Source organism: Lachnoanaerobaculum orale (assembly GCF_003862485.1).
Taxonomy (GTDB): domain Bacteria; phylum Bacillota; class Clostridia; order Lachnospirales; family Lachnospiraceae; genus Lachnoanaerobaculum; species Lachnoanaerobaculum orale.
This window is the reverse complement of the sequence record NZ_RRCM01000003.1, coordinates 57,914-84,234: the sequence shown is the minus strand read 5'-3', so window position 1 is coordinate 84,234 and position 26,321 is coordinate 57,914. Positions and strand designations below refer to the sequence as shown.

Below are 26,321 nucleotides of genomic sequence, written 5' to 3'. Positions count from 1 at the left end.
TCTTAAAGAGTGGGGAACGACCTTTTGATTCTTGATTTTTTGTTTTCATAAGTTCACTTCCTTTCAAAATCGGGTAAAAAAATAGACACCTCATTTTTTGAAGTGTCTACCTATTAAATATTCAAATTTTATTGGAAGTATCTTTATATCTTCACTTTTCAAGGATAAATCGTCGTATCAAAGCTCATTCATAAGTAGTAAATTAGTAGTAAATTGAGTGGTTTTGACCTTGATAAAGTGTGATAAGTCCAGTTTTTATGCGGATAACTAGATTTTTATGCTATTTTTCTTTGAAAAAAGGTAAATCAATCAGTCTATTTAAAGAAAAGGAAGAAGTAGAATACATACTTTCTGAGGCTCAGGATAAGCTTTTAATTATTCCCGATAGTCGTAATTATGGCAAAGAGGACTTGGCAAATGTATATTTAATTGATATATATAAAGGTACTAATACAGTGTACTCAGATGTTAACATTAATTCTTTCGATTATTCTTATGATTTTGATAAAATATGCTATTTTAAGAATAATACAGTATATCAGTTAAAAGATGGAAACTCAAAAGTAATAGTAAAGGGTATTGAAAAACCATATAATTACATTACTTTTGCTTCTGATAAAGTCATCTATGCTTCTAAGACTAATGAGCCTACATCTCTCTATAGATTTGACTTTAACGGCAATGAGGAATTAGTCAGTGATACCTTTGTAGACTTTGTAGAATTTAATATAGAAGAAGATTTACTGGCATACACTGAAAAAAATTCCGAAGGAGAAAATATTCTAAAAATAAAACAAAACGGTAAAATACTGGGAGAATATGAAGATATACAGGGAAACCGTGACAAACTAAATGAAGCATTACCTTCCAAATCAAAATATTGGTATTTTTTCTCTGAAGAAAATAAGAAGCTTTGGAAGGTCGCTTTAGAAGGAGGTAAAAAAGGCAGAATTGAACTTGTAAATGAAAATATAACTGATTTTTCCGATTTTACTTACTCACAGCACTCTAAAGCAGAAAATGACAGTTTGTTATATAGAGCAAAAATCGATGGAAACGACTATTATTCTTTATTCCTGGATGGAAATATTATCAATAAAAATATAGGCAAATATTATCCGTCAGCACATTTAGAAAATAACGGTACTGAGAGTTATATCATATATAATGACACTCTATCACAGACTTCATATGAAGATGATAATGATACCTATCATATTTGGGAAAACGGTAAGGATACTGTAATTGTAAAAAATATAAAGGATTATTCCGGATATACACCATATGTGAATAAATTCGAAAAAACATATTTCTTAACAGATTATGACGAAAGCAAAGGAACAGGTACTTTAAAACAATATTTAAATGGAGAACTTAAGGATATAGACAGTGATGTAAAGGGCTTTGTAAAAAATAATACAATTTCATTTAGCACTATATTCAGATAATAAATATATAAAACTGCCGGAGCCGCACGCGACCCATGTGGATCACGTAAGGTTCCGGCAGCAATATATCTTCTAACTTATTATACCCTACTTTCCCATGTCTTCCAAACAGTTTTTCAGTATAGTACTTATATAATTGCCCTTTTTTCTGTTGATACATGCAGTTGCAAATGTCATCGGTGCTATATAGCTCTCTCCTATGTAATCGTGGCTTGTCAAAACAGGCATAGAATAATATGCATTCTTTTTATTTTTCAAATCTATAAACCACTCTCCACCAATATGTTTCCTGAAAGTCTCACCTATGTATACTGTCAAGTAGTCTAAGGTCTTCGTATCTCCTATCAAATCCTTTATCTCACTGTAATTAGTGAGAATCCAATTTTCAATCTCGTCCAATGACTCTATACTGTAGTCAAGTTTTAAATTGTTTTCTTTTGCAAATACATCTGTAAAATACTCCATTTTAGAGTCTATAAGAATTATCCATTCTTCAAAGTTTTCCTTGGTATACGCCATATTTTGTCTCCGGCTTTCTAATTTTTTGAATCATTAAATGATTCCAATATTTTTTTCAATATTCTAAATTTTAGCGGACTAAAAGGTGCATACCTGATAGGCAAATCAATCATTGTTTTACTCCAAACAATACTCTTTTTATGGCTGAATGTATCAAAACCAAATTTTCCATGATACGAACCCATACCACTACTTCCCACTCCTCCAAACGGCATATAATGATTTGATACTTGCAGTATAACGTCATTTATACATCCGCCACCGTATGAAATACTCTTGATAATATGCTTTGCTGTATCTTTATCCCTTGTAAATACATAGCATGCCAAAGGCTTATCATGTTCTTTTATTATCCTTATTATATTATTGATATCATCATATTCTATGATTGGAAGCACCGGTCCGAATATCTCTTCTTTCATAATTTCATGGTCGAAATCCACATCAGGTAAAATAGTAGGCTCTAATCTACGAACTACATCATCACCTCTACCACCTATTATATTCTCCTCTGTTTTTATTAAATTTACCAATCTTTTATAATGGTGCTCATTTATTATTCTAGGATATGTGTCATTTTTTATGGCATTAGGATATCGTTTCTTTATCTCTTTTTTTAGATACTTTATAAACTTATCCTTTACACTGCTATGTATCAAAACATAGTCAACCGCTACACAAGTCTGTCCGGCATTAAGCAGTTTTCCCCACAGTACTCTCCTTGCAGCAAGCTTTATACTTGCTGTCTCATCTATTATACAAGGACTCTTTCCACCAAGCTCCAAAGAAATCGGTATAAGGTTATTGCTCGCTATATTCATTACAATCTTTCCTACTCTTTGACTTCCTGTAAAGAATATATAATCATATCTTTGATTTAGAAGCTCATCATAATCTATATCTTCATCCACACAGAAAATATAGTTTGAACTAAACGCTTTATTCATAATATATTTGATGACTTTTGAAGTATAAACACTCTCTTTCGAACATTTGATAATGGCTGTATTTCCCGCTGCTATAGCAGCTATTAGAGGGGATATAGCCAGGTTGAACGGATAATTCCAAGGTGCCATAATAAGCACTACCCCATATGGCTCAGAGTAGACATAATTCTTTGACGGAAATGTAGATATAGTTCCTTTTACCTTCTCCGGACTGCTCCACTTTCTCACATTTTTTAAAGCCTCATTTATCTCCGCATAAACTATTGCCAGTTCACTCATATATGCCTCAGCCTTAGACTTTAAAAGATCCTTATATAGAGCGGAAAGGATTGCTACCTCATTATTTCTGATTGCCTCTTTCAGCCTTTGCAACATCTTAATCCTATATTTGACTGATTTAGTTGCATTTGTGTTAAAGAAATCTCTTTGTTTATTTATAATTTCTTTTAATTCTACGTTTTTCTCCATAATGTACCCCCTCTCTCCGTCCTTCCACATTATAAAATAGATTTAATCGAGTTAAATACCAGCTTGGAGAATTTTGACTTGTCAATTTCTTCAGGAAGCACCAAAGTAACTCTATTTTCCTTTAATAAATATCCACTGTTAAAAATCAATAAAAACGGCCCTTCCCCGGACAGTTCATCTACATAAAAGCCCTTTTCGTCCATCAACTGAAACATCTCTTCATCTCGAGAAACAAAAATATCCGTTGTCTCATCTTCATTATCCATGACAATATATGGGTTTTTCCAAAATGTAATACTTTCTTTTATTTTTTCTATAAAAGCATCCTTGCTTTTATCAGTATATAAGATGTAGTCGATACCTGTAATCATGTTTTCACCTGCTTATTCTATTTTTTTTTACACTTAAGCATCACTTCAAGCCATTTCTTTACATTTTCACAGTTCTTTTAAATTATTTTTACAGATGTATCTGTAAAATATTCTATTTCAGGTTTTTAATTTTAGAATATATTATTCAGCATATCATGGATATATCTACGCAGGCCATCTTCTGTGTCTATTCCATATTTATTATTTGTCTGAATATAATAATTCATTATTTGATCTTTTGACAAAAGCTCATTTGAAGGAATACTCTCACCATATCCTATTCGTGCTTCCTTCCAAGGGGACTCATTGTGTGTAATCTTTTCCAATGCCTTTCCACTATATATTCCAAATGTATTTACAACAAGCTCTATCACTTTTTTTTCATTAGCTTTCAAAGTGTCTTCCATTCCGCTTAAAAGTGCAAAACGTGCATCGTCAATAGGATTATACTTAAAATCTCTAAACAGTTCATAAACCTCCGGATATACAGGTCCATGTACCCACGCCCTACAATCCTCCACAAATATAGGCTTCCTATACAACGCTAAATATACTCCCTGAGTAAAATATAATAGTTTCTGCAACATTAGAGGTGTTACCTCTTCCAGCTTTTTAAAAATATATGCTATTACCCTAAGCATGTTATCAGAAACAGAAAACAACCTTTCCATACTTACAGCTGCATTATAGGCTTTTCTATATGCTGTATCTGTTATTCGCTCTCTGTTTTCAATAAGTTTCTTTTTCATATATTCAGGAGATGAAATTGCAGATTTAATTATATCCGAATATTCTTTTGACGGCACCTGTCCTTCCAGATATCTGGGAATAGTTACCTCTCCAAATCCAATTGCTAAAGATAGAGGTCCTTTTCCTATATTATAAATTTTCATGAACCTTTCGATATCATCAATTGATATCAATCCTTCTGCTTCCCTATACTGCTCATCAATTTCTCGAATATTCTTATCCATAAGTCCCGGAACACTCATTTCCTCACCGCATTCCGTACACACAGCAACAGTAATTGAAAAATTATAATCCTTATCCTTTATATTTTTTATAATATCCTTCTTTTGTAAAGTGTATTCCGTCTCTTTTCTACACTCGATACAGAAATCCCTTCTCTCCTTTGACAAAATAGTCACCTCCAAATTATTACTTGAAATAGTATGTAAGCGGATACTTCTGCTCATGGAATGAAATAACAATCACAAAACAGTTCTCCAACTTATTAAATTTGATGTACAGTGATACTGTTTTCTCTTCTGTACCATTTCTTTCCAAAAGTATAATATCCTTCCCGAATACATAAAGTTTCTCATGTTCAAAGCCTTTATGCTCATTCTGTAATATTGTTGAAAAGTCCTGCGTATCAAGATCAAGTATAACTTCCTTCACTTTTGCTTCATCAATAACATAATCCAAGAATAACTTAATGTTATCCTGTCTTCTTGAATTATGATCAAGCCTATACTTATCTTTTTTTACAGATTCTTTCACCTCTAGCAGATATTGCTCTATACTCTCTCGCTCTATATTCAATACATTATCCCTCGGAGTATATGATTTTTAAATTATATAACCAAGATACATCTATGATTGCTTTTTGTCAATATCCTATCATTGTTTTTTTTTTAATCTTATATACTTATACAAATACCTTTTACTTATTTAACGTGCAACAATGATATATGTTTTACACCTTATATACCCCTACTCCAGTATCTCCAAAATATCCTCTATCTCTTCTCCCTCATTCAATACAAGTGTTTTACTATATCCCTCATCACATAATAAAGCTTCCTTTTCATAAGGGAAGTAGCTTCTGAGCCATTTTATAAACTCTGCATAATCATAGAGCCTGTTCTTTGAGTTGAAATAATTTATCATGAATACACTTCTATCCTTAAGCATCCAAAGTTCAAACTCATACTCATCCTCGTAGTCTTCCCAACAAATATTGTACCGACAGTCCTCATCATCCTTTACTAAAATACCGACTTTAGGAAATCTTTGTTTAATGTCATTATTAAACTTATCCAAATTAAAATCATTATTTTCTTTATCCGTCACATAGATAAAATATGAAACAGCCATATTCCTCCCCATAAAAGTATTAAATATCGTAAATTTTACAACAAAATGATATAATATAAGTATACAACTTTTAATTTGAAAAGGGGAGCTACAATGGCCTTTTTTATAGTTTCAATAGCGCTCGGTATTCTTATATTGGTGCTTCTTATGTTTACAGTTTATATGTATGTAAAACTTGTAATAGCTGTGAGAACAAATACTGAAGTTCCAAATTGGATGTACAAGATTGGGCAAGGATTTAAAAGTAAAATCAATATCAATTACGAGGATTTTACAGAACCTGCAGCATTGTGGGATACCAATTTTTTTATCCTTTGTTTTATTTTAGCCAATATTTTTTTCTATTTTGTAATGTATTATCAAACACAAAATTCCAAGAAATCATTTTATATATGTGTAGGCTTGCAGGCAGTAGTTGTTTTGATAGCAATGTTATTCTACTTTATAGTAAAACTGATTTTATTTTTTGTATCTCATATATTGGGAATTTACAGGCCACTCTACTCACCGACAAACGCTGTAATGGCCGGGATATTTGTTACCGCACTTGTATATACTCTATGGATGCTTAGAGTGGGACTTCCTGAAAGACCTGTAAATATACAAATAGATAACAGCACTGTGGTAATAGGCGAAACAAAAGCCTCCTCTCTTTTAGCAGACGGCTTTACCTTTTACAGTAAAGATGCAGGCAGTGAAATTGTAAATAAACGAAACAGCCAACTTCACTATGGTGAACTTGTAGAATTACTTCGTGACGAAAAATCTTATGGATTTATGAGTATTACTCCTACATTTAAAAATTCTGATAAACTCGAAAACTGTACCATAACATATTATGAGGTACCCGGTGACAGCGAGGTTTTATCTCAGGTAAAATTTAATGACACAGCTCTATCAGGATTAAGTATTCAAGATTTTGAAGACAGAGATTTGGCTGATATCTTTTCACTAAAGCCTTATAATTATAATCAGTATAAACGCAGTCCTTTGTATACCTTAAAACTGCAAACTGTAGGGTACTCACTGTGGAAAAGTTATAGCATTGAGGCGGATTTTTTTGAAAATAACTCAGTACACCATTATGGTGTCAGGACACAGCATACAATTTGGGAATAATGGAGGAATAAAATGGGATTTACTATATTTGCATTAATTTTTGGTCTTTTGGTTTTACTATGCTTTATGTTAACAATATATATGTTTTTAAGGCTGGTAATTGCAGTAACTACCGGAAAGGAAGTTCCAAAATGGATGTACAATATCGGACAGGGCTTTCAAGGTAGAATACATATAGACTATGATGATATTACCGAATCTGCTGCGCTGAAAGCTGCATTATTATTTTTCTTCGTGTATGTTTTGGCAAATATCTCCTGCATAGGCATTATGTTTTACATGACAAATAATTTTACCTTGTCACTTTATAGATGTTTAAAATTTCAGCTTGGACTTGCAGTAATAAGCTTGATAATTTATCATCTCTTTCAGCTTATCTTAGGACTTATAAGCAATCATAAAAATAAAATATTTCGACTCTACTCAGCTTCAAATGCTGTTATAGCCGGACTGTTTATTTCACTTTTTACTCTTACTCTCTTTGTATCTATGATAGGTTTTCCCGAAAAGCCGGTCGTAGTACAAATAGATAAAAGCAATATAATTGTCGGCGAAACAAAGGCATCCACTCTTTTGTCTGACGGCTTTTACTTCTTAGAAAAGTCTGCAGACAGCGAAATAGTAAACAATCGTAATGACCACTTTTATTATGGTGAACTTTTGGAAATATTTCGTGATGATAAATCCTACGGTTTTGTAAGTGTTACTCCTACATTAAAAGATAGCGATAAACTAAAAAACTGTACAATAACTTATTACAGGATTCCGGCAGACAGTGAAGCTTTATCAGAAGTTAAATTTAATAATACCGACCTGTCTAAACTGAGTATAGATGACTTTAGAGAAAGAGATTTGACGGATATTTTTTCACTACATCCGATTGAATATGAAGAAATAAAGAATGATATTTCATTTACACTTAAAATTCAGACTTCCGACTATGTTATATGGAAAAGATACAGTGTGGAAGCTGATTTCGATTCACTTTATAAACCTGATAAATATAGTGTAAGAGCACAGCATACAATATGGGAATAGACATAAAAATCCTCCTAAAGTAGATTTGGTTATTTGCCTTGTCTACTTTAGGAGGATCATATCAATTTCTACCTCTTCATAATTTCCGTTTAAATTTGTAACAGCAGAATAAAACTAATCTACTGCAATATTAAGGGCTAATTTAAAAATATAAACATTAATTTTGAGCTATTATATTTTTTATATTATAAAAAAAATCTATCAAACTATTTTTTAACTCTGACAACAAGTATGTTTCCTCTTTTTTAGTCTTAAGATTTAAGTAAGTAATCTGTTCGTTTCTAATTGAAGAACTTTCAATATCATGAGCTAATGAATTCCTCACATTTATCCAATTTTGTTGTGGAGCAGATGTATTACATAATTCTTTGAACAATTGATTTTTAATCTCGATATTTCCTCTCAATTTTTTATCAATCTCAACTGCTAATATTTTTTTAGAAAAATCAGAAATGTTATTTTCTTGGGGAATTTTATTAACAATTGCACTTTTAAACATACTTTCTGTAATACTAAATGCTGCTAATAGCAAGGACTTTTTAGTCAATTCATCGGATGTGGCTTCAATTTTACTAAATATATTATTAATTTTTTTATCAAATGAGTTAACTTCTATTGGATAATTTATATATTCTAACAACTCACTTTCTGAACTATCCGACATATTATTCCAATAAGTTAACTCTGTTGGAAGTTCTTGCTCATATTCTGTCCCACCGGGAACACCGTACAAATCAAGGCACTCAGATACAATAATATCTGCAATTTTATTATCTCTATCAATAAATTTAACTTCTGAATCTAATATTTCATTTAAATATTCTACACTTTTAATACCAAGATTAGATAATTCTGATAATAAATCATTGTACTCTTGTATTGATAAAATCTTTCCCCAGGGTAGTTCAATACCTGCTTCGGCTAATAATTCTTCTTCATAATCTTTTCTAAATCTATCCCATTCAACATAGTTTCCATAAATGATACCATCCGTTCCAGTTTCCTGGTCAAGATAATATAATATCTCTTCTTGCCAATCTTTATAATCAAACATTCCAATTCCCCCAAAATAAATTATAAATTTTTATTTTTAATATACAACTTTCATGAATTCTTCTAATCGCTTATAAGCCTTCTTTAGCATCACGTCCAAAACGGCTAAGACTTTTAGTAAGAATAATATCTAAATTCCCATGCTCGCACTCATTTATCATTCTATTAAATTCTGATCTTTTGATCCTGTCTTAGCAGATGCAACATCAATAAAAAAATCCGCTATAAACCATGTTCTATGTGCAGCCGCTAGTCTAGTCAATCCCGATATTTGTACAGATAAACTATCCATTTGGGCTTTATGGCTTGTACTTACACGAGCATATATCCCCACAGCATAATCTTTTATAACTCTCTGCTTCTGTATTACAGTTACATTTTCAGCCATATCTCTTATTCCGTTCATAGAGATTCTCCACTAGTATTTTAGTACACTTATTTCTTAGTTATATTATAATGTTAATTAGGCTATTTTGCAATTATCAAATCTTTAGTTGGGTGCAAGTGGGTGCATTTTTTCTTGTTATCCATTCCCTAGTGTCAACTCTCATCTATGTATATGTTCCCATTCAATAACTTTTTATCATAAAAAATAAGGCTTACTCCAAACTACCTGATGATAGCAAATCTGCCCTTGAATTAATGTTAGAATACTCAGAAGATCTAAGAAAGGCACATTTTATCAAAGAATTATTCGTTGATATGCTTGAAGAGAACTCTTATGCTAAGCAAAGACAATTATTAAGAGAATGGCTACTTGAGGTAGAAAGTTCCAGTATTAAAGAATTTAAAGCGGCAATAACAGCATTCAGAAATAACTATCCGTTATCTTAAATGCTCTTGAATACAGGCATATCTCCAATGGTCCAACAGAAGACTTTAATAATAAGATAAAAGTACTTAAAAGAATCTCTTATGGTGTACTAAACTTTAAATACTTTAGGAATAGAATTTTAATGGCAATGGCTTAAAAAGAACTGGGGACGAGGTTTATTTGTTGTACAAAAAAATATCAAATCACTATGTATATAGCACATCCCTTATATTAGTAATATAAAACCATGAAAAATCATAAAAAGAGTGGGTTGAAAATCAACCCACCCCAACATTTGACAAAGAACCCATAAAAAACTGTAGTAGAAGCTACCCTTCCGCTACAGTTTTTATTTATAATTCTTCTTTACCATTGTATGTGATTACAGGATTTCCGTCTTTATCAAGTAAAGCTGTCAGACCTCCTGCGTATCCGTTTGTTTTAAACAAATAGTTTACACCTGTCTCCGTATCAACCCATACTTCAAGTATATCAATTACTCCCTGTCTGTAAACTTTCTTGAAACGATCCATAAAGTATCCTCCGATGTTTTCTTTAATTATATCATATAATAAATGATTCTAATCATTTACTTTTTGGATGCCGGGGTCGTAAATTCCTCAAGGCAAAGTATACTGTCTGCGGTTTCATTTAAAAATTCAATATCGTGGGAAACAATAAATATAATATTATCTTTAGTACTCATCTCCTTTATCAGCTTTGAAATTCTTATCATATTCTTATAATCCATACCGCTTGTGGGCTCATCAAAAAATATAAATCTTGAGTTTTTACATAGAACTGAAGCAATGGCTACTCTTTGTTTTTGTCCACCTGAAAGGCTCATAGGATGTCTGTCCTTTAATTCTGTAAGCTCAAGACCATATAGGACCTTATCTAATCTATCCTGTGACAAATCCTTAACCCCAAGTTTTATTTCCTCCTCTACAGAATCTGTGAAAAGCTGATGATTTACATCCTGCATAACCAATGATGAATTTTTCAGTCTGTCTTTTTTGTTCAGAGTTTTCCCGTTAAATATTATCTCACTCTTTCCCTTATCATCAAGGCCTGTCATTACTCTTATAAATGTAGATTTACCGCATCCGTTTTTTCCGGTAATACCGTAAATATTTCCAAGACCAAATGAAATATCTTCTATCTTTAGTTTGAAACCGTCTTTAAATTTGTACTCAAGTTTTTTAACAGTCAAATCATTTCCAACCGACTTATTTTGAGCTTTCAATACTGTTTTTATCGCAGAGCGAAGTCCAAGTTGTCTTTCAGAGTTTAAAAGTTCATCTTTTGTAAGCTCCTTAAAAAGCTCTCCCTTTCTGACAAGAATAATTCGATCTGCCAAATCCGTCAAATAATAGATTCTATGCTCTGCAATGATAAGTGTAATTCCCTTATTCTTTAGTATCTGCAACATTTCTTTTAATATATCAATATATCTATCATCCAGATTTGATGAAGGTTCATCAAGTACTATTATCTTACAACCTGAAATATAGCATGCAGCCACACAAAGTATCTGCTTTTCGCCACCTGAAAGATCAAATATGCTACGTCCGAGCAAATGCTTTATAGGAAAGAGCCTTAGCATATCTTCCATACGACTTTCCATTTCTTTTCTATCAAGGCCTATGTTTTCAAGATAAAATAAAAGCTCAAGTGTTGTATCCACATTGAAAAAATGTGTCTTTGGGTTTTGGAAAACGCTGGATATCATCAGTGATATTTCATAAAGCTCCATTCCCTTTAAATCTTTATTGTCAACCTTTATGTTGCCGCTAAATTTAGCATTCTCATATTCAAAGGCAAGTCCATTTATAGAATTTATAATAGAAGATTTTCCGCTTCCGCTCTCTCCGGTAAGCAATATACATTCACCGTCTGCCACATTTAAGTTTATACAGTCAAGAATCTTTTTGTCCTGTCCATAAAACAGTGATAAGTTTTCTAATGTGAGCATATAATGCCTCCTGCTACTATAACACTGATTGTTACGGCATAAATAAAATCAATCAAATGTATTCTTACGCTTACATACCTTGTTTTCTTTATAGGATTGGCAATACATTTTGTTTCTGCAGCCTTTGAAATATCGTCAGCAATATTTGATGAAATAATAAGCAGCGGAACTGCTACATACTCTAGATATTTAACAGGATTTTTTGTTTCTATTCCTCTTATTCTCATTGCCATTTTAATACTGTTTTTCTCCTCTACAAAAGACGGAAAGAATCTGAACATCACCGCAATAGGAATGGAAACCTCCTTAGGTATTTTTATGGCATCCATTGATGAAATAATGCTTCCGACATCAGAAGTCTTGATCATAAATTTACCTGCCGCAAAAGGAAGATAAAACATACGGCATAGAGCAAACAATGAAAGCATCATCAGTATAAAAATAGGAAACTTTTCCAAAGCACTGAAATCAGGTACGAAAAACAGCACACCAAACCAAAGTATATTTTTTATTGCATCTTTTTTAAATCCGTTTATAAAATACATAGCGGAAATTACAATTACTACTGCCCATTCTGAATAGTGATTTATAGAATGTACTCCTGTAAACCCCAGTAACACTACGACAAAAAACTTGGTTATAGGATTCGGATTTAATCTGTTATCTTTGATGTAATACATCAAACTATACCTGCCTTTATAAAATGCTTTTTCAGTAATATTCTTCCAATATTTGCTCCTATAAGTCCTCCGATTATAGCGCCAAGATAAACCAAAGCCATATGCTGATAGGTAATAAGTTTTATCAAAATATCTACATACTCCTTGCCCATCATCATAGATAACTCAATGTATTTCTCCCTTGCCCATAACATTTGCATAAGTGAACCGCAGATCCAGGTATTAAATATTGCGAATGAAAGCATATTGTATTTAAATGAATTATAATGACCGATTCTTCTTATCAACTCGGCTATAATCATTACTGCAAATGCATGAAGTAAAATTACATAGGTATGGCCTCCCACAAGCATAATAAGAGGTGACAGCATTCCGAAAATAAACAATGCCCAAGGTTTTTGTACTTTAGCCATAAATAACATAACAACAGTTCCGCTAACAATTCCCAGTATTGTAGGATATATCAGGAATAAAATCGGAATAACTCCAATCATTCCAACGGCAAAAGTAACTACAAAATATATAACAGCAAATACACCTATAGTCACCAGATCCTTTATTTTCAGCTTTTTCTCTTTCATATCTTCCCCCTAATAATTAAATGCTTCCGCTAATTTTGTCTTTTCAATCAAGTTTTTATATACCTTTGAATCTTTTATAAGCTCATCATGATTTCCTGATGTCTCAACAACTCCCTCATCTATTACCACAATCTTATTCACATTTTCTATTGATTTTAATCTGTGAGAGATAATAATAACCGTTTTGTCCTTAATAAGCTTATTTAAACTGTCCTGTATCTTCTTTTCATTGTCCACATCAAGGCTTGCCGATATCTCATCCAATATCAAAACAGGTGCATCCTTTAGAAATGCTCTTGCAATAGAAATTCTCTGTCTTTCTCCACCTGATAATTCAGCACCGTTTTCTCCAATCAGAGTATTAAATCCATCCGGCAATTTTTCGATAAAATCCATACAGTTTGCAAGTCTGGCCGCTTCCTTTACTTCCTCATCTGTTGCACTCTCTCTGCCCAAACGAATATTTTCCATAATGCTTGTATTAAACAAAGTCACATCCTGAAATACTATTGAGACATTCTTAAACAATGATTCTGTAGATATATTTTTGATATCCTTTCCGTCTATTAAGATACTTCCGGTATCATAGTCATACAGCCTTGATATAAGTCTTAGTACGGAAGTTTTACCGGAACCCGATATACCTACCAAAGCTGTAACCTCACCCTGCTTTGCCGTAAAACTCACATCTTTTAATACCTTTGCATCTTTATTATAAGCAAAAGAAACGTTTTTAAATTCTATATCGTAGCTTGAAAGGTCTGTATCTTTACCCTCTTGAAGCGCTGCATTTTTTATCTCCTTTATTCTTACAATTGCAGGTTCAATATAGGACATTTCGGTCATTCCTTCCCTTGAAACATCAAAAAGTTCTTTAACCTTTATTGCTCCTATCAGGTATCCTATCAGATATAAGAGGCTGATCTCATTGTGAATAAGTAACTGTATTCCGACAGCCAATACTACTGCAAGGCTTATATATGAGAGAGATGAAGATATACCTACCGCCAGCATTGGAACTATCTCTACATTAAGATGAATCCTCTCGCTCTCCTCCATCTTTTTATACAGGTTTTTCTTCACCTTGTCGGCTTGATTAAAGCTGCTTATCTCCTGTTGTAACTCTATTGTTTCTTGAAAAAGCTCTGAATTATCTCTTAGCACATTAAAGTATCTGCTGTACTCTGAAACTTCCTTTTGTTTTGCCAAAGGATTGATCATAAAGCTTAAAAGAGTGGGAATAATTGCTGCAAGTCCAAGCTTCCAGTTTCCAATAAGCATAATAAGTCCCATCAGAGGAAAGAATAACCACATAGCCACAACCTTTGGTATAGAATGGCTCATAGAATGCTCTACCCTTTCCACATCAGACATTATCGTTTGTGAAAGGTCGGAGAGATCGTGCTTTGAAAAATAAGCCAGCGGAAGCTGTGCCAGATTCTCTGCTATTCCCTTTCTCAAATTTGCCGATTCTTTATAGGTGGAATTATAAAGGCTTACATATTCTTCTGATAATAAAATATACATAAAAACAAGAGTAAGTATTGCCATAACAATATACTGCAAGGTGCTTGATACATTTCCCAAGACCAACTGATTAATAAGTCCCATTAAAATAAACATCGGACCAAGGTTTATACAATATGTCAAAAAACAATATATCGTTGCTTTTTTAAGATTTTTTGCACCCTGTTCTGAGAGAGCATATCTTTTCTTATAGTAGTTTTTCATTTGACACCCTCCAATCATTTGCAGTTTCGTAAAGACCGAGGAGTCTACTGTATAACCCTCCGGTTTTTACTAATGAATCATTATCTCCTCGCTCTATTATATTTCCCTTTTCCAAAACTATTATTTCATCTACATTTCTGATACTTGTAATCCTATGGGCAATCATTATAACAGTCTTATCCTGCATTAAATTTTTAAATGCTTTTTGTAATTCATATTCATTATCTGCATCAATTGCCGCACTCGCTTCATCCATAATAACAATAGGTGAATTTTTCAAAATAGCCCTTGCAATAGCGATTCTTTGCTTTTCACCTCCTGAAAGATACACCCCCTTTGAACCTATAATTGTATTTTCCCTGTCTTTAAACTTTTCAATAATTTCATCACAACCTGCAAGACTGAGAGCCTTCATTACTTTATCTCTACCTGCATTTTCATCAGCCAATGCTACATTATCATATATTGATTTTTTAAACAGTTTGCTGTCTTGGAATACAAACGAGATATTCCTTATGATTGCCTCCTTTGTATATTCCGAAAGAGGATATCCACCTATTTTTATTGCCCCCTTATCAACCTTATAAAATCCTGACAAAAGCTTTGCAATAGTTGACTTTCCTGAACCTGAATGCCCTACTAAGGCATAAGTTTTTTTCTCTTCTAATGAAAATGATAAGTTTTCCAGAACCTTTTTATCCCCATATGAAAAGCTCACATTTTCAAATTCAATATTGAAATTGTCAAAATGATCTCTGTTTCCATATGTGAGTTTATCCTCCTGCATCTTTTCATATAATTCTTCCAAACTGTCAATGGCAAAATTTGCATTATAGATATTCATGCTTGCCCACATTATTTTCATAAAAGAGACCATTATTACACCGCTTAAGAAAAAGATCATAATAAGCTCCACAGCCATAAATTTAGGATCTTTTATATCAGTCAAAAAGAAGCTGAGCGGAATGCTGATAATGGCAATCAATCCTAAAAATATCAGCTGATATATGACATAGGGTGTTTTACAAGACAGAGAATAATCATAAGCATATTTTGAATACTCCATAATAGAATCATGCAATGCCTTAAAAGATCTAAGTTTTGAACCGAATATCTTTATTACCTGTATGCCTCTGATATACTCCACAGTTTCAGAACTCAGTTTGTCAAGTGAAGTCTGATAAAGCTTCATAAAATCTTTATTGCCCATCATTCCCATCAATATAAGTCCGCTTACAACAGATAAAACTATAATAACGATTCCGACTCTAAGACTTATGGCAAATGCCAGTATAAATGCAAAAATCGGTACCAAAAATGCCTGTGAATTATCCGGCAACATATGAGCTACCGCCATATGTGTTTTTGCCGCATTGTCATCTATAGTTTTTCTTATATATCCTGAGGAATGCAGATCGAAAAATCGAAAGCTTGCATCTGTAAGTCCTTCAATTCCTCTTTTTCGTAAGTTTGTTTCAAGTCTGAATGCCAGCTTATGTGAAACAATGCCGGATACCAAATACATTACCGCACTTATAGTTAAACATATAACTATCCTTGTAGAATAATATCCTGCATTTTCATAATTTCCCTTTACTACCGCTTCTTTTAGAAGTAGAAATATATAATAATACCCATAAACCACCAGGAATGCCGAAATACTTGATACTATGATTGTCATATATCCGATATATTTTTCATTCGGCACATATCTGAATAATTTCTTATAAACTCCCATCAGTTTTCTCCTTTACTTGTTCAAATAAGTAAGTAAATATTGCTTCCAAATGCTGCCTGTTCTTTTTGAAATTTTCTCTTGCATCCAGTACATCAGAAGCCATTATCAGAGCATTCATAAAATCGGTAACAAACTGAAAAATTTGAGGATCAAACAACCATCCTGAGTCATAATTCCATATCGCTTTAAATCTTTCCTTTGTCTGTTCTTGAAGCTCTTCCATAATATTATTCAGTTCGGGATTTCTTTTTTTCTCTATCAAAAACTCAACATAAAGAGGCGTTAAAGGATTGTTGTCTATGACTTTATCAACCAACTGTTTTGCCATAAACTTACTCTCACCACCCTTTTCACATTCAACCAAATGTTCCTTAATGATATTGTTTCTGTAATCGATCCCGCTTATCATAATGTCTTTAAAGATTTCTGTTACGTTCCCATAGTAGTGATACACTCCTCCTTTTGATAAAGTTGTTCCCGCGATGATGTCTTCCATAGTTGCCTTTCCTAAACCCTTTGCGGCAATTACTTTTGCGGCTGAATCCATAATTTCTTTTTTTCTTTCAGCCTCACTAAGCCTCTTCGCAGCAGCCATATTGTATACCTCCTCTTTACCGACGTTATCGTCGGTAAAATTATTATATCATAGTTAGGTTTTGCTAACAAGTGGGTATTTGAACTACTTCACAGTTACTTCAAAGTCAACTTCAATATCACTTCAAACAAACTTCAATTTACTTTGAAGTAATTTAAACTTAGCCCGACTTACTGTTATACATAAAAAATCAGCCCGGGGATTCACCCCGGACTGACTGTAAGTATATATCTCTATTAATCATCTACCTCTACGCTACTTGAAATTATATCTCCGCTCACTGCATCTATCTCATAATCATATTCTACATTTCCGCTGTAAAAATCAACATCATACTCATATCTGTTATTATCCTCAAGCTCAAGCTCCACTTTAACAAAAGTCACGTCCTTTTCCGCTAACTTTGCGTGTGCAAGTGCGATTCTTTTAGCCTCATCAGCTGTTATTTTCTTTGTTGCTTTATATGATTTGGATACTTTTGACTTGGCAACAAAGCTGCTTCCATAATACGGAACACCTGTCATTCCTGCTGCAAATAACATGCAAGTTACTTTAGCCGCACCTATTAAACTCTTACCTAATTTATTAAACTTTTTCATATTTTCCATCCTTTCCGTGTACAGTGAAAATAATTTTACCAATCTGTTATTACAAGCGTTTTTTCAAAAGGTCGTAAGTTCTTAATAGATTTATCATCCACCGTCGACGTTTATATGGATAATACTGTCTTTTTTAAGTTCTCTTATTTACCCTTTCACTATATTAATGCACGAGGACTTCATTTTATTGCATTGTTTTTAAATTTTTTTATTTTTTTTAATATCATAGCTTTTATAAAACTATAACTGTAACGAAGGTTTAATCAGGTAAGTTCTTCTTCTTAGAAAACGGGCTCAAATCTATAAATAATTTTTTCAGTTCACTTGTATCCCTAAACTCTTTAAATAAATACTCTAAAAGCTCTTCCTGTCTTGACTGCCCCAAAGTCAATCTGTATAAAGAAAGAATTTTAATCAATCTCTCATAATTTAATTCATCCTTACTCAAAGGATACATCGGCACAAGTCTTTCAATTTTTATACTCTGATTCTTTCCGAAACACCAAAACGGAATAAGTTCGGATTGCCCCTCTTGCCTTTCTTTCACTGCCGCTTCAAAGAGTTCTTTCCATATATCTTTCACAAACTGTGTATTCATACTGTATTTATCGGCTACATTCTGTCTTATTGCCAAACATTTAAACCTGTTTATTCTGCCTTCTCTTTGTTCAAGATCTATAGGATTACTTGGCAGATTCCAATGCATTATAATGCGGCAATAGTTATGAAAATCAAGTCCCTCCTGACCTATGGATGTAGTAGCCAATACAAAGGGACGCATCGGAGAGTTAAAGGCATTTCTGATATTTTCCTTTCTTATAACAGTTTTGGAATTATCTCCCCTCTCATTACCAAATCCTACCGCATAGCTTGATCTAATCCTACATTCATCCCCTATTTCATTTGTACCGGTAATTCGCTTCTTAAAATCCGCATAAGTATCAATGGCATATGTGGCTGTACGTATATTTAATGATTCAACCATTATATTATGTACGAGAGAGTTTCTATCAGAATCATCTTGAGAGCCTACACTTTCTCTCAACATATGAATATATTCATCAATCATAGCCTGAAAGCATCCGTCTTTACAGTATTTAAGGACATTTTGCCAATGTGAATTATCATCCCTACACCTTCCATATGCAAGGTCAATAATGGCTGTGGATTCGGGAAGATTAAAATTATTTATAAAAATTTTGGCCAGTGATGTAGCCATTTCTCTGTTTCCCAAATTTGAACGATATATGCAAACAGCCGGAGAGCCTAAAACCATATTTATCAGTGTTTCTACCAAGTCATCAGGTGTTCTGCCAAGATGTATTTCTTCCGGGTAATTCAGGTAATTTTGAAGTTTTTCAATATGGGCTTTAAACCCCTTGTTTCCTTTATCTTTTGGATTATCCGCTACATCAAAGTTTTCATACTCATTATCTCGAATCGCTAAAATATTCTCTGTCCATTCTTTGGCGTAATCAAATCCATCCATAAGTATAGGTGCAAGATAATACCACCTTTTATCTTCCTTCTTGTTAGAAGAATATCCATACTTTTCTTTCAATACCCTAAGTTTACCTGTTAATCTACGTCTTATAGACTTTTCTATATCTTTCAGAGATTCATGTTTATTTAGCGATTCAATAGGTGAATACATATCTGCCAGCACTTTTGACGGATAAATCAGTGTAAGTAGATTCATACCTCTTACTTCACCGTTTGATGTATTAAATCTTAGCCTTGGTGAAGGGTACTTTCTCGTACCTTTTGCAAAATAGCCTGTATTTTTTATATCTTTATTTTTTATTTGATTTACAAGCTTTCCAACTGTGAGCCTTTCTGACTCATACGATAACATAACACCTATCATTCTGGGCACCATCTCCCATGCTGAAAAGACAAGTATTTTAGAAAAACCTTTGCTGTTTTTATATACCCCCTGCAACTCATAGTATGGCATTGAAGGTGGAATCCATAGATATTTTTCTGCGCCGTTAATAAATGCTTTCTCTTTTAAAGCCTCCAGTCTTGCATTTGTCTTTGGGAGTTCTTCATATTTACTGATTTTACTTCGGCTTAACCACAGCAGATTTTGAACTCTTTCACTCTCAAGTTCATATTTATTTTTTCGATAGTACCTTTCAATTTGTTCTTTAATCTTATATTTTCTCATAAATGACATTAGATAGGGGCAAATCTTTACATAGTCTATCGGACAGGTATCACCTACCTTTGCATTTGACAATAAAACAGACATCTGTATATAGGAATTTATATCATTTTCATTTACTTGCAAATGATATTTAATACCGGTATCATCTATAAAATCTCCTGTATCCATAACAGATATACGCTCCGTCCTGCTGACACCCCGATACATGGCGTCTTCAGCTGAATTCTTTAACTCGATAACGGTAGTGTCTACTAGCTTCGTCTCTCTGAGTACAACATGATAATTATCCCATATTTTCTTAAACTCAACGTATTTTGCTTCATCATTGAAGATAAATTTAATACCTCCCAGATGTTCGACGTGCCAGTTGAAAAGCATGGTCGTAACAGCCACCTCAGACAGAAGGGCAAAATCGCAGAACTGGCTCTCGGATACGGTGGCTCCGTCGGTGCGCTGAAATCTATAGGCGTATTGGAGATGGGCTTATCAGAGGACGAGCTGCAGCCGCTGGTAGATTCCTGGCGTGCTTCCAATCCGAATATCACAGCCTACTGGTGGGATGTGGACAGAGCTGTCAAAACAGCTATCAGGCAGTGCATCCACACAGAAGTCCGTAGGATCCAGTTCCTGTATAAGAGCGGCATGCTCTTCATAAAGCTTCCCTCCGGCAGGCTTCTCTCCTACGTGAAGCCCCGCATCGGATAGAATGCCTTAGGCGGCTAATCCGTTACCTACATGGGTGTCGGCTCCACAAAGAAATGGAAACGCATCGAATCCTACGGCCCAAAATTCGTGGAGAATATCGTGTAGGATGTCAGCAGGGATCTTCTGGCCTTTGCTATGAAGAACCTCCCCCACTGCTTCATCTGCGGTCATGTCCATGATGAACTGATCATCGAATGCGGCAAGGATGTATCCGTGGAAGCCATAGCCGATGTTATGAGCCGGACACCTGACTGTATGCCAGATATCCTGATTCGCGGGGGATGGGTATGAGACTCCGTTTTACAAAAAGGATTAAAGTCAACAAGAGGGAGCCGGCATACAGCCGACTCCCCAATATTAATCGTATATTTTTAAAAGAAACCCTTTCTAAGTTCTATTCCATCCGGTTCACTTAAGGCCTGCTCATACAATTTAAACATATCCTGAGAAATGTATATAATTCGATCTTCAGGAACCACAGATACACTAACCATCTTTTCTTGCCCGTTCCTCATAAGCGGAATAAACATGCCCTCTGTCTTCTTTATTGTGTGAGTCTTAAGCTTACCGTCATAAGGGACAAGATAACACCACCCCTTGATAACACCCTTCACTGGAAGGTCAATTGCAGTCTCCCGCAATTCCTCCGGAATCAGTTCTTCTTTCAGTTGGTAAGAACTGATATATTCATCATCCTTACCCGGAGCATATTCTGAACTATTCGAATCAGTTGAGACATTACCACTATTTGTGGATGGCTTATGTATCTGAACGTCGACAGCAGTATCTTCTGTTCGAACTTCGTAACACTTCTCAGGCAGCCCATATACATTCACACTCTGATGGCTTGTAGAAAAGGCATTATTCTCCAGATACTTTGAATCTCCAAACATCAGCTCTTCCAGATCAGTTGACAGGAATTCCATCCATGCATCAGTGCTGTGCATCAGATCTTCTACTCTCTTCACCAACCGGAGATTTGAGATATTTTCTGTGTTATCATCTGGCATCACAACAAAAAGATAATCTCGCGCCCTGCTTATAGATACATTGATGATATTTCTCTTATTCAGGAACATTTCCTTACTCGAAGAGATAGATGGCGGCGTATTGAATACAGCAAAAATAATATCGCATTCATCCCCCTGGAAGCCATGAATTGTACCCACCTGCACATCGACCGTCTTAGGCAATTTCTCGGAGGCAATCATCTTATCAATCATATCTGCCTGAGCGCGATATGGTGCAATTACACCGATATTAAATTGCTCGTTAGGATTGTTATCAGCTATCACCCTCGACAGATAGAAAACATACTCATATGTAAAGAGCGCCGAATACACCTGATAGGAGCTACTATGCTGAAGCCTCTTGCAACGATAAATACTCTCATATTTACTAACAGGGAACTTAATGATATTCAATGTCTCTATTCCAAGATCATTTCCTACATTAAGCGGACGCTGACTGTCTGCAGACCTGTGATGCTTTAATATGCCTCCATAAGCAAAATTGCTGAATACATGACCAATGTCCGGTACGCTTCTATACTGTGTAGTAAGAAGCTCAACCTTATATTGATAAGGCACTGTCGTAGGATCTGTAAACGAATCCAGTTCCACCATCGTGTAGATATTTTCATTCTTCCACAAATCTACTGATGTAATTGGCTCTATCTGGAACGGATCCCCTGCAATGATGAACTTCCTCGGTGTTTTTTTGTACAGTGGGAACACAATATTAGCAATCGGTATCATCGACGCCTCATCGATTACTATGTAGTCCCAATTAATGCCATATAAGAATATCCTTGCACACTGAGGCATAAAGAAGTCATACGGAAATCGTGCTATCGTCGTAACAGTGACATGCTTATCAAGTGTCCTTATATCAAATGTCTTATCTCTGAAAACAGGGCTCTGCTCTATTTCTTCATCTCCAGTAGCACCAAATCTTACCAGCCAATTATTATATGTATGATCATTCCCAGACACTTCCATAATCCGGCGAACAAGTACATCCGCTGATTTATTTGTCGGAGTCAGAACCAGTACCTTACAATCCTTATTTTCCCTCATCATCGGGATAAGGACATTCTGCGCCAAATGAGTTGTCTTGCCGGTTCCCGGAGGTCCAAATACAAATTCTATATTTTTACATAAATTGTCCTTCATGCTGAAACCATCTTCATATTCCAGCTCAGTAAACTGTTTTCTAAGTTCTTCAAGCAGAAATGCCGGGCTCTTCGCATCTATAGTTACGGAGGTTACTGATTCAAGATCAATCCCATCTATATCCGATGCATTCTTCATCTTCACACGAAGAGTATAGGACTTAATATTTGCAACCTCTATGGCAACGGTTTTTGTCTGATCCCCCATATGAAGAATCATCGGAATATCAGCCAGGTCTTCCATAAACTGCGGAATATATCTATTCGGATGCTTGAGCACCAATGTCCGCTTGGTTCCTGACTCTCTCTCGACCTTTGCAAAACTGATGGAGACTTCTTTGCTGTCCGCATTTAATTCTCCGCTGTTGAGGCTTTCCATTTCCAGCAAAGCATTGAACCATTCATAAGTGTATTTCTCTGCCTCAACTGCCCGGTTCTGCAATTCTTCAAAGTACGTGATTTTTTCAATCTCGGCAGCACTCTTTTCCTTAGCACGCTCAATCTTCTTTTGATAATCCACCGTCGATGGAATAAGCTCATCTCCATCAACGTCTTCATCCTCAGCTATCCTCTTTTTCTTTGATTCATCAGGTTTCTGTTTTGTTCTACGGACAATATCCTTAACTACATCAGAAGTAGCTTTATCAAGCGGTTTCTTTTCATCAGAATTAGGAGTACCTTCTTCTTCTTCAAAGATATCATCCATATCAACATCGTCCGCGGCATTATCAGTGGATGGATTGCCATAGTCATCGTGTGATACAGCTCCAGCCGCTTGTCTCTGTGCCTCTCTCTGACGCTTAAACTCTCTGAATTCCTCTAAATCATCCTCATCCTCAATACCATACTCCAGCAGTTTATTGGCAAATGCTATCTTCTCACGCTGTTCGTCCGTTAGATTACTATCTTCCTCTTCAGCCTCCTGAATGCCAAGGATGTCGAGCAAATTATTAGCAGCTTCAGACGATGTATCATAAATATCAGAGAGCGTGTCTACCGTAAGATCCTCCGGAAGAGAAAAATCTCCATCTGAATTTACAAGCCAAGCCGTTTCTTTCAATGCAATAACATCTGAAGATGTAAAGCTTGTTACTTGTGAAGAATAGTAGAAATAATGGCAATCCCCTCTTAGCAAGGCTTCAATATCCCTGCAATTCCATGATGTACACCTTGTCTCTGTGATTTTCAAAAGACAATTCCATAACAATACAGATTTTGTACTATCCTCAGTATCCTCTATATAGGCAAGAATTTCTTTGCAACCATCGATTATCTTCTCATCATATGTCACTCCACGTGTTGAATGTGGAGTCGGCAAATCATTCCGTCCGGATGTATAGTAGTTCACTTCTGTTCTGAAAATTGCGACATCCGTCTTGATTCCAAGTGACATGAGAAACCTCATAAGCTGGTTTTCTTTGGATACTCCTACCATCTCCTTATACTCATCCAGCGCAATAAAGCGTGTGTCCGGTTTGGTTTCAAAATATGCTTTCATTTCCGCTGTGGGAAGATACATAGAGCTGGCTTCTGCCCTGTATGCTACTCCATCATCTGGATCAGAATAAGTCAGAAATTGACATCCCTTTATTAAACCAATAAATTCATCTACCTCAGAATTAGAGCATTTGCAGTAATACTCAAAGAACATCTTAAAATGAGGATCTGTATCTATTTCAGCTCCATCCTCATATTGAGGAAGGATAATGTTGTAAATTTGATCCCGAAGTGATGGCTGCTTAATACCTATTTGATCGATAAAGTTTCTTGTTTCTTCCTTCTCGAGAAGAGCAGAATTTACCATACGGTAGCCTGTCATATTCTTCACGGGAAGAAACAATATCAGCTGACCTGCCTTATCAAATGCAGCAGAAGCTTTCCCGTCCTGATCTATAAATATCGGCTTACTCGAAGCAACATCCTTTCTGTGCTTCGTCTCAGATATCCATTTATATAAATCATGAAGCCATTCTATCGGCTGGTTTTCAATAAACTCACCTGTAATACCTTTTATGTTTTCAAGGCTTTGGCGAATTCCACTGCGCACAAAAAACTCTCTTGTACGTCCGCTTAATACTATATCTTCATTGATATTTGTCCTTACAAGAGAATCAATATACGAAAATAATTCTCTGTTATTTCTCTGAACTTCATCTCTTGATAATGTGGGAAATACCCAGCACGCATCTGGGTTCTCAACAATTTCACCAAGTTGAGAATCACTGAACAGTTGAGGAATCTGGGATACAGATGCCCAATAAGCATTCCCCTTCCTAACATATCCATCCTTTCCGGGCAGAAGCTCAGATTTCTCAAATTTTTCCTTAATACGTTCAAAAAAAGGCAGAAAAGAAATCTGATTCTTATCTTCTGGATCACTGAACTCATCTTCGTATACAGGAATAATTTCAACAATACTATCGTCTATCAGGCGTATTCCTTTCTCTATGCCAATATCCCTAAGATATTCAATTGCGTCTGCGGAGAGATCCGCAAGAGCATTAATCATCTTATCATTATGCGGTTCTCCTGCCTTGATTCCTTCTCTACTATCTGTCAAAAGAAACGGTGCATGAACTATAAATTTCAAATCTGTGTACTCTTTTGTCGGGAAGTAACAAAATGCCGGCATATCTATAGGTATCAGATGACTCTCCTGATCAGTAAAAAAACCAGCCGAATACGTCAGATATCTTCCATCGCCATTGTATTCCTCACCACGGTCATATTCCCTTGAAAACAGCCATAGGTATTCATCGTAAAGATCATCGCCATCATTTTGAGTCAGAACAATATATTCTGCCTTTGTATCATCTATTACGCGGGTCTCTTCTATTCGCTTATCATACAAACCCAGTACATTCCCGAACTCAAACTCTATATTCTTCAGGTTACTGAGAAATAGTAACGGATATGACAGATTCTTTAATTTCTCGGATATATCCCTATATGCTTCAGCAGGTTCCCTTTCCTTATGGTCAAAAGGAAAGACAAACAGCGTTTCATCCTCACGCCTTCCCGGATAATCCTCGTTAAGAACCACAGGTACAATAAATCTTTCAATTCTAAAGCAGAAGTTCGGATCATACACACGGGGAGTAGATGTATACTGAAATACAGCCTTAAAGCCGACCCCGAATTTGCCGATGGTTGACCCTGTTGTTTTACTTGAATTAGCAACAGAGGTAATAGCATTTATATCGCCTAGAGCATTCGTCCCGGAATCTTCCTTTTCTTTATCCGGATCTGAAATTGAAAAATGACGCGATCCATTATGCGCAAAAATAAGTTTGTCCTTTTCAAGTATAAACCTGGCATTTGTCGCAAATGCATCATCCGCATTCTGAAGTAGCTCATAAATAAAATGCGCCTGATCTCTGTATTTATCTACGACGCTGCTTTGAACGCCCCTAAGTGCCGGATCCTCCAGCGCCTTAGCCAAGCCCTCTCTGTGCTTTGTCAGTTTTTGAAAGGAAACCTCATCCTGTTTATCCATA

General features: G+C 34.9%; 24 protein-coding genes and 1 pseudogene. 6 read left to right on the top strand and 19 right to left on the bottom strand.

What is annotated here, in order from left to right; translation table 11 throughout:
• The first annotated feature begins 290 nt into the window (after window positions 1–290).
• Window positions 291–1,448 carry a hypothetical protein gene (locus tag EHW90_RS12225; protein WP_243114015.1) on the top strand — a complete coding sequence of 386 codons (1,158 nt, stop codon included), beginning with the start codon at window positions 291–293 and terminating at the stop codon, window positions 1,446–1,448.
• 87 nt (window positions 1,449–1,535) lie between these two features.
• On the opposite strand, the gene EHW90_RS12220 is transcribed toward EHW90_RS12225, so the two are convergent.
• From EHW90_RS12220 to EHW90_RS12195, 6 genes are all read right to left on the bottom strand, one after another.
• Entirely contained in the window at window positions 1,536–1,967 is a 432-nt protein-coding gene (locus EHW90_RS12220; protein WP_124952986.1) for a hypothetical protein, read from the bottom strand.
• Between the two features lie 17 nt (window positions 1,968–1,984).
• Window positions 1,985–3,382, bottom strand: coding sequence for an aldehyde dehydrogenase family protein (locus tag EHW90_RS12215; RefSeq protein WP_124952985.1), 1,398 nt, complete (start codon window positions 3,380–3,382; stop codon window positions 1,985–1,987).
• Window positions 3,383–3,411: 29 nt separating this feature from the next.
• A complete protein-coding gene (locus EHW90_RS12210; protein WP_124952984.1) occupies window positions 3,412–3,753 on the bottom strand; it encodes a hypothetical protein in 342 nt (113 codons plus the stop codon).
• Window positions 3,754–3,884: 131 nt separating this feature from the next.
• The gene (locus EHW90_RS12205; protein WP_243114019.1) at window positions 3,885–4,901 is read right to left on the bottom strand and encodes a type II toxin-antitoxin system antitoxin SocA domain-containing protein; all 1,017 of its coding nucleotides are present in this window, start codon (window positions 4,899–4,901) and stop codon (window positions 3,885–3,887) included.
• Between the two features lie 10 nt (window positions 4,902–4,911).
• Window positions 4,912–5,298, bottom strand: coding sequence for a type II toxin-antitoxin system MqsR family toxin (locus EHW90_RS12200; RefSeq protein WP_124952982.1), 387 nt, complete (start codon window positions 5,296–5,298; stop codon window positions 4,912–4,914).
• Window positions 5,299–5,469: 171 nt separating this feature from the next.
• The gene (locus EHW90_RS12195; protein WP_124952981.1) at window positions 5,470–5,853 is read right to left on the bottom strand and encodes a hypothetical protein; all 384 of its coding nucleotides are present in this window, start codon (window positions 5,851–5,853) and stop codon (window positions 5,470–5,472) included.
• A gap of 93 nt (window positions 5,854–5,946) precedes the next feature.
• Here EHW90_RS12195 and EHW90_RS12190 point away from each other — a divergent pair, with 93 nt between their 5' ends.
• Both EHW90_RS12190 and EHW90_RS12185 read left to right on the top strand, forming a co-directional pair.
• On the top strand, window positions 5,947–6,972 hold the full coding sequence (locus EHW90_RS12190) for a hypothetical protein (protein ID WP_124952980.1): 1,026 nt from the start codon (window positions 5,947–5,949) through the stop codon (window positions 6,970–6,972).
• A gap of 12 nt (window positions 6,973–6,984) precedes the next feature.
• Window positions 6,985–8,010: a hypothetical protein gene (locus tag EHW90_RS12185; protein ID WP_124952979.1), complete on the top strand. Its 1,026-nt coding sequence runs from the start codon at window positions 6,985–6,987 to the stop codon at window positions 8,008–8,010.
• A gap of 157 nt (window positions 8,011–8,167) precedes the next feature.
• Here EHW90_RS12185 and EHW90_RS12180 read toward each other — a convergent pair whose 3' ends face one another.
• The 3 genes from EHW90_RS12180 to EHW90_RS13665 form a co-directional block, all read right to left on the bottom strand.
• Complete coding sequence (locus tag EHW90_RS12180; RefSeq protein ID WP_124952978.1) at window positions 8,168–9,064, bottom strand: hypothetical protein; 897 nt, start codon at window positions 9,062–9,064, stop codon at window positions 8,168–8,170.
• A gap of 70 nt (window positions 9,065–9,134) precedes the next feature.
• Window positions 9,135–9,224 (bottom strand): hypothetical protein, encoded by a 90-nt coding sequence (locus EHW90_RS13860; protein ID WP_124952977.1) that lies wholly within the window; start codon window positions 9,222–9,224, stop codon window positions 9,135–9,137.
• The gene (locus EHW90_RS13665) at window positions 9,221–9,469 is read right to left on the bottom strand and encodes a recombinase family protein (protein WP_124952976.1); all 249 of its coding nucleotides are present in this window, start codon (window positions 9,467–9,469) and stop codon (window positions 9,221–9,223) included. The genes EHW90_RS13860 and EHW90_RS13665 overlap by 4 nt, the downstream gene beginning before the upstream one ends.
• A 176-nt stretch (window positions 9,470–9,645) precedes the next feature.
• Between EHW90_RS13665 and EHW90_RS13660 the strand changes: the two genes are divergently transcribed.
• Window positions 9,646–9,897 carry a transposase gene (locus tag EHW90_RS13660; RefSeq protein WP_124953021.1) on the top strand — a complete coding sequence of 84 codons (252 nt, stop codon included), beginning with the start codon at window positions 9,646–9,648 and terminating at the stop codon, window positions 9,895–9,897.
• Complete coding sequence (locus EHW90_RS13655; protein ID WP_124953020.1) at window positions 9,891–10,034, top strand: transposase; 144 nt, start codon at window positions 9,891–9,893, stop codon at window positions 10,032–10,034. The genes EHW90_RS13660 and EHW90_RS13655 overlap by 7 nt, the downstream gene beginning before the upstream one ends.
• Window positions 10,035–10,230: 196 nt before the next feature.
• Here the strand turns inward: EHW90_RS13655 and EHW90_RS12155 are convergent, their stop codons facing one another.
• From EHW90_RS12155 to EHW90_RS13855, 9 genes are all read right to left on the bottom strand, one after another.
• Window positions 10,231–10,410 (bottom strand): DUF6440 family protein, encoded by a 180-nt coding sequence (locus tag EHW90_RS12155; RefSeq protein ID WP_124952975.1) that lies wholly within the window; start codon window positions 10,408–10,410, stop codon window positions 10,231–10,233.
• A gap of 56 nt (window positions 10,411–10,466) precedes the next feature.
• Window positions 10,467–11,852, bottom strand: a complete 1,386-nt coding sequence (locus EHW90_RS12150; protein ID WP_124952974.1) for an ABC transporter ATP-binding protein — start codon at window positions 11,850–11,852, stop codon at window positions 10,467–10,469.
• The gene (locus EHW90_RS12145; protein ID WP_124952973.1) at window positions 11,840–12,532 is read right to left on the bottom strand and encodes an energy-coupling factor transporter transmembrane component T family protein; all 693 of its coding nucleotides are present in this window, start codon (window positions 12,530–12,532) and stop codon (window positions 11,840–11,842) included. Before EHW90_RS12145 ends, EHW90_RS12150 begins: the two co-directional genes overlap by 13 nt.
• Window positions 12,532–13,113 carry an MptD family putative ECF transporter S component gene (locus EHW90_RS12140; RefSeq protein WP_009663884.1) on the bottom strand — a complete coding sequence of 194 codons (582 nt, stop codon included), beginning with the start codon at window positions 13,111–13,113 and terminating at the stop codon, window positions 12,532–12,534. The genes EHW90_RS12145 and EHW90_RS12140 overlap by 1 nt, the downstream gene beginning before the upstream one ends.
• A 9-nt stretch (window positions 13,114–13,122) precedes the next feature.
• Window positions 13,123–14,844, bottom strand: coding sequence for an ABC transporter ATP-binding protein (locus tag EHW90_RS12135; RefSeq protein ID WP_124952972.1), 1,722 nt, complete (start codon window positions 14,842–14,844; stop codon window positions 13,123–13,125).
• Complete coding sequence (locus EHW90_RS12130; RefSeq protein WP_124952971.1) at window positions 14,828–16,582, bottom strand: ABC transporter ATP-binding protein; 1,755 nt, start codon at window positions 16,580–16,582, stop codon at window positions 14,828–14,830. The genes EHW90_RS12135 and EHW90_RS12130 overlap by 17 nt, the downstream gene beginning before the upstream one ends.
• Window positions 16,569–17,177: a TetR/AcrR family transcriptional regulator gene (locus tag EHW90_RS12125; protein WP_009447429.1), complete on the bottom strand. Its 609-nt coding sequence runs from the start codon at window positions 17,175–17,177 to the stop codon at window positions 16,569–16,571. The genes EHW90_RS12130 and EHW90_RS12125 overlap by 14 nt, the downstream gene beginning before the upstream one ends.
• Before the next feature lie 236 nt (window positions 17,178–17,413).
• Window positions 17,414–17,776 carry a PepSY domain-containing protein gene (locus EHW90_RS12120; RefSeq protein WP_330507922.1) on the bottom strand — a complete coding sequence of 121 codons (363 nt, stop codon included), beginning with the start codon at window positions 17,774–17,776 and terminating at the stop codon, window positions 17,414–17,416.
• Window positions 17,777–18,035: 259 nt separating this feature from the next.
• Window positions 18,036–18,761, bottom strand: coding sequence for a helicase C-terminal domain-containing protein (locus EHW90_RS13855; protein WP_279221910.1), 726 nt, complete (start codon window positions 18,759–18,761; stop codon window positions 18,036–18,038).
• Window positions 18,762–20,285: 1,524 nt separating this feature from the next.
• On the opposite strand from EHW90_RS13855, the pseudogene EHW90_RS13850 reads away from it, so the two are divergent.
• A pseudogene (locus tag EHW90_RS13850) lies at window positions 20,286–20,967 on the top strand (hypothetical protein); the annotation flags it as partial.
• 55 nt (window positions 20,968–21,022) lie between these two features.
• Here the strand turns inward: EHW90_RS13850 and EHW90_RS12105 are convergent.
• Complete coding sequence (locus tag EHW90_RS12105) at window positions 21,023–26,320, bottom strand: DEAD/DEAH box helicase (RefSeq protein WP_124952970.1); 5,298 nt, start codon at window positions 26,318–26,320, stop codon at window positions 21,023–21,025.
• Window position 26,321 lies beyond the last annotated feature (1 nt).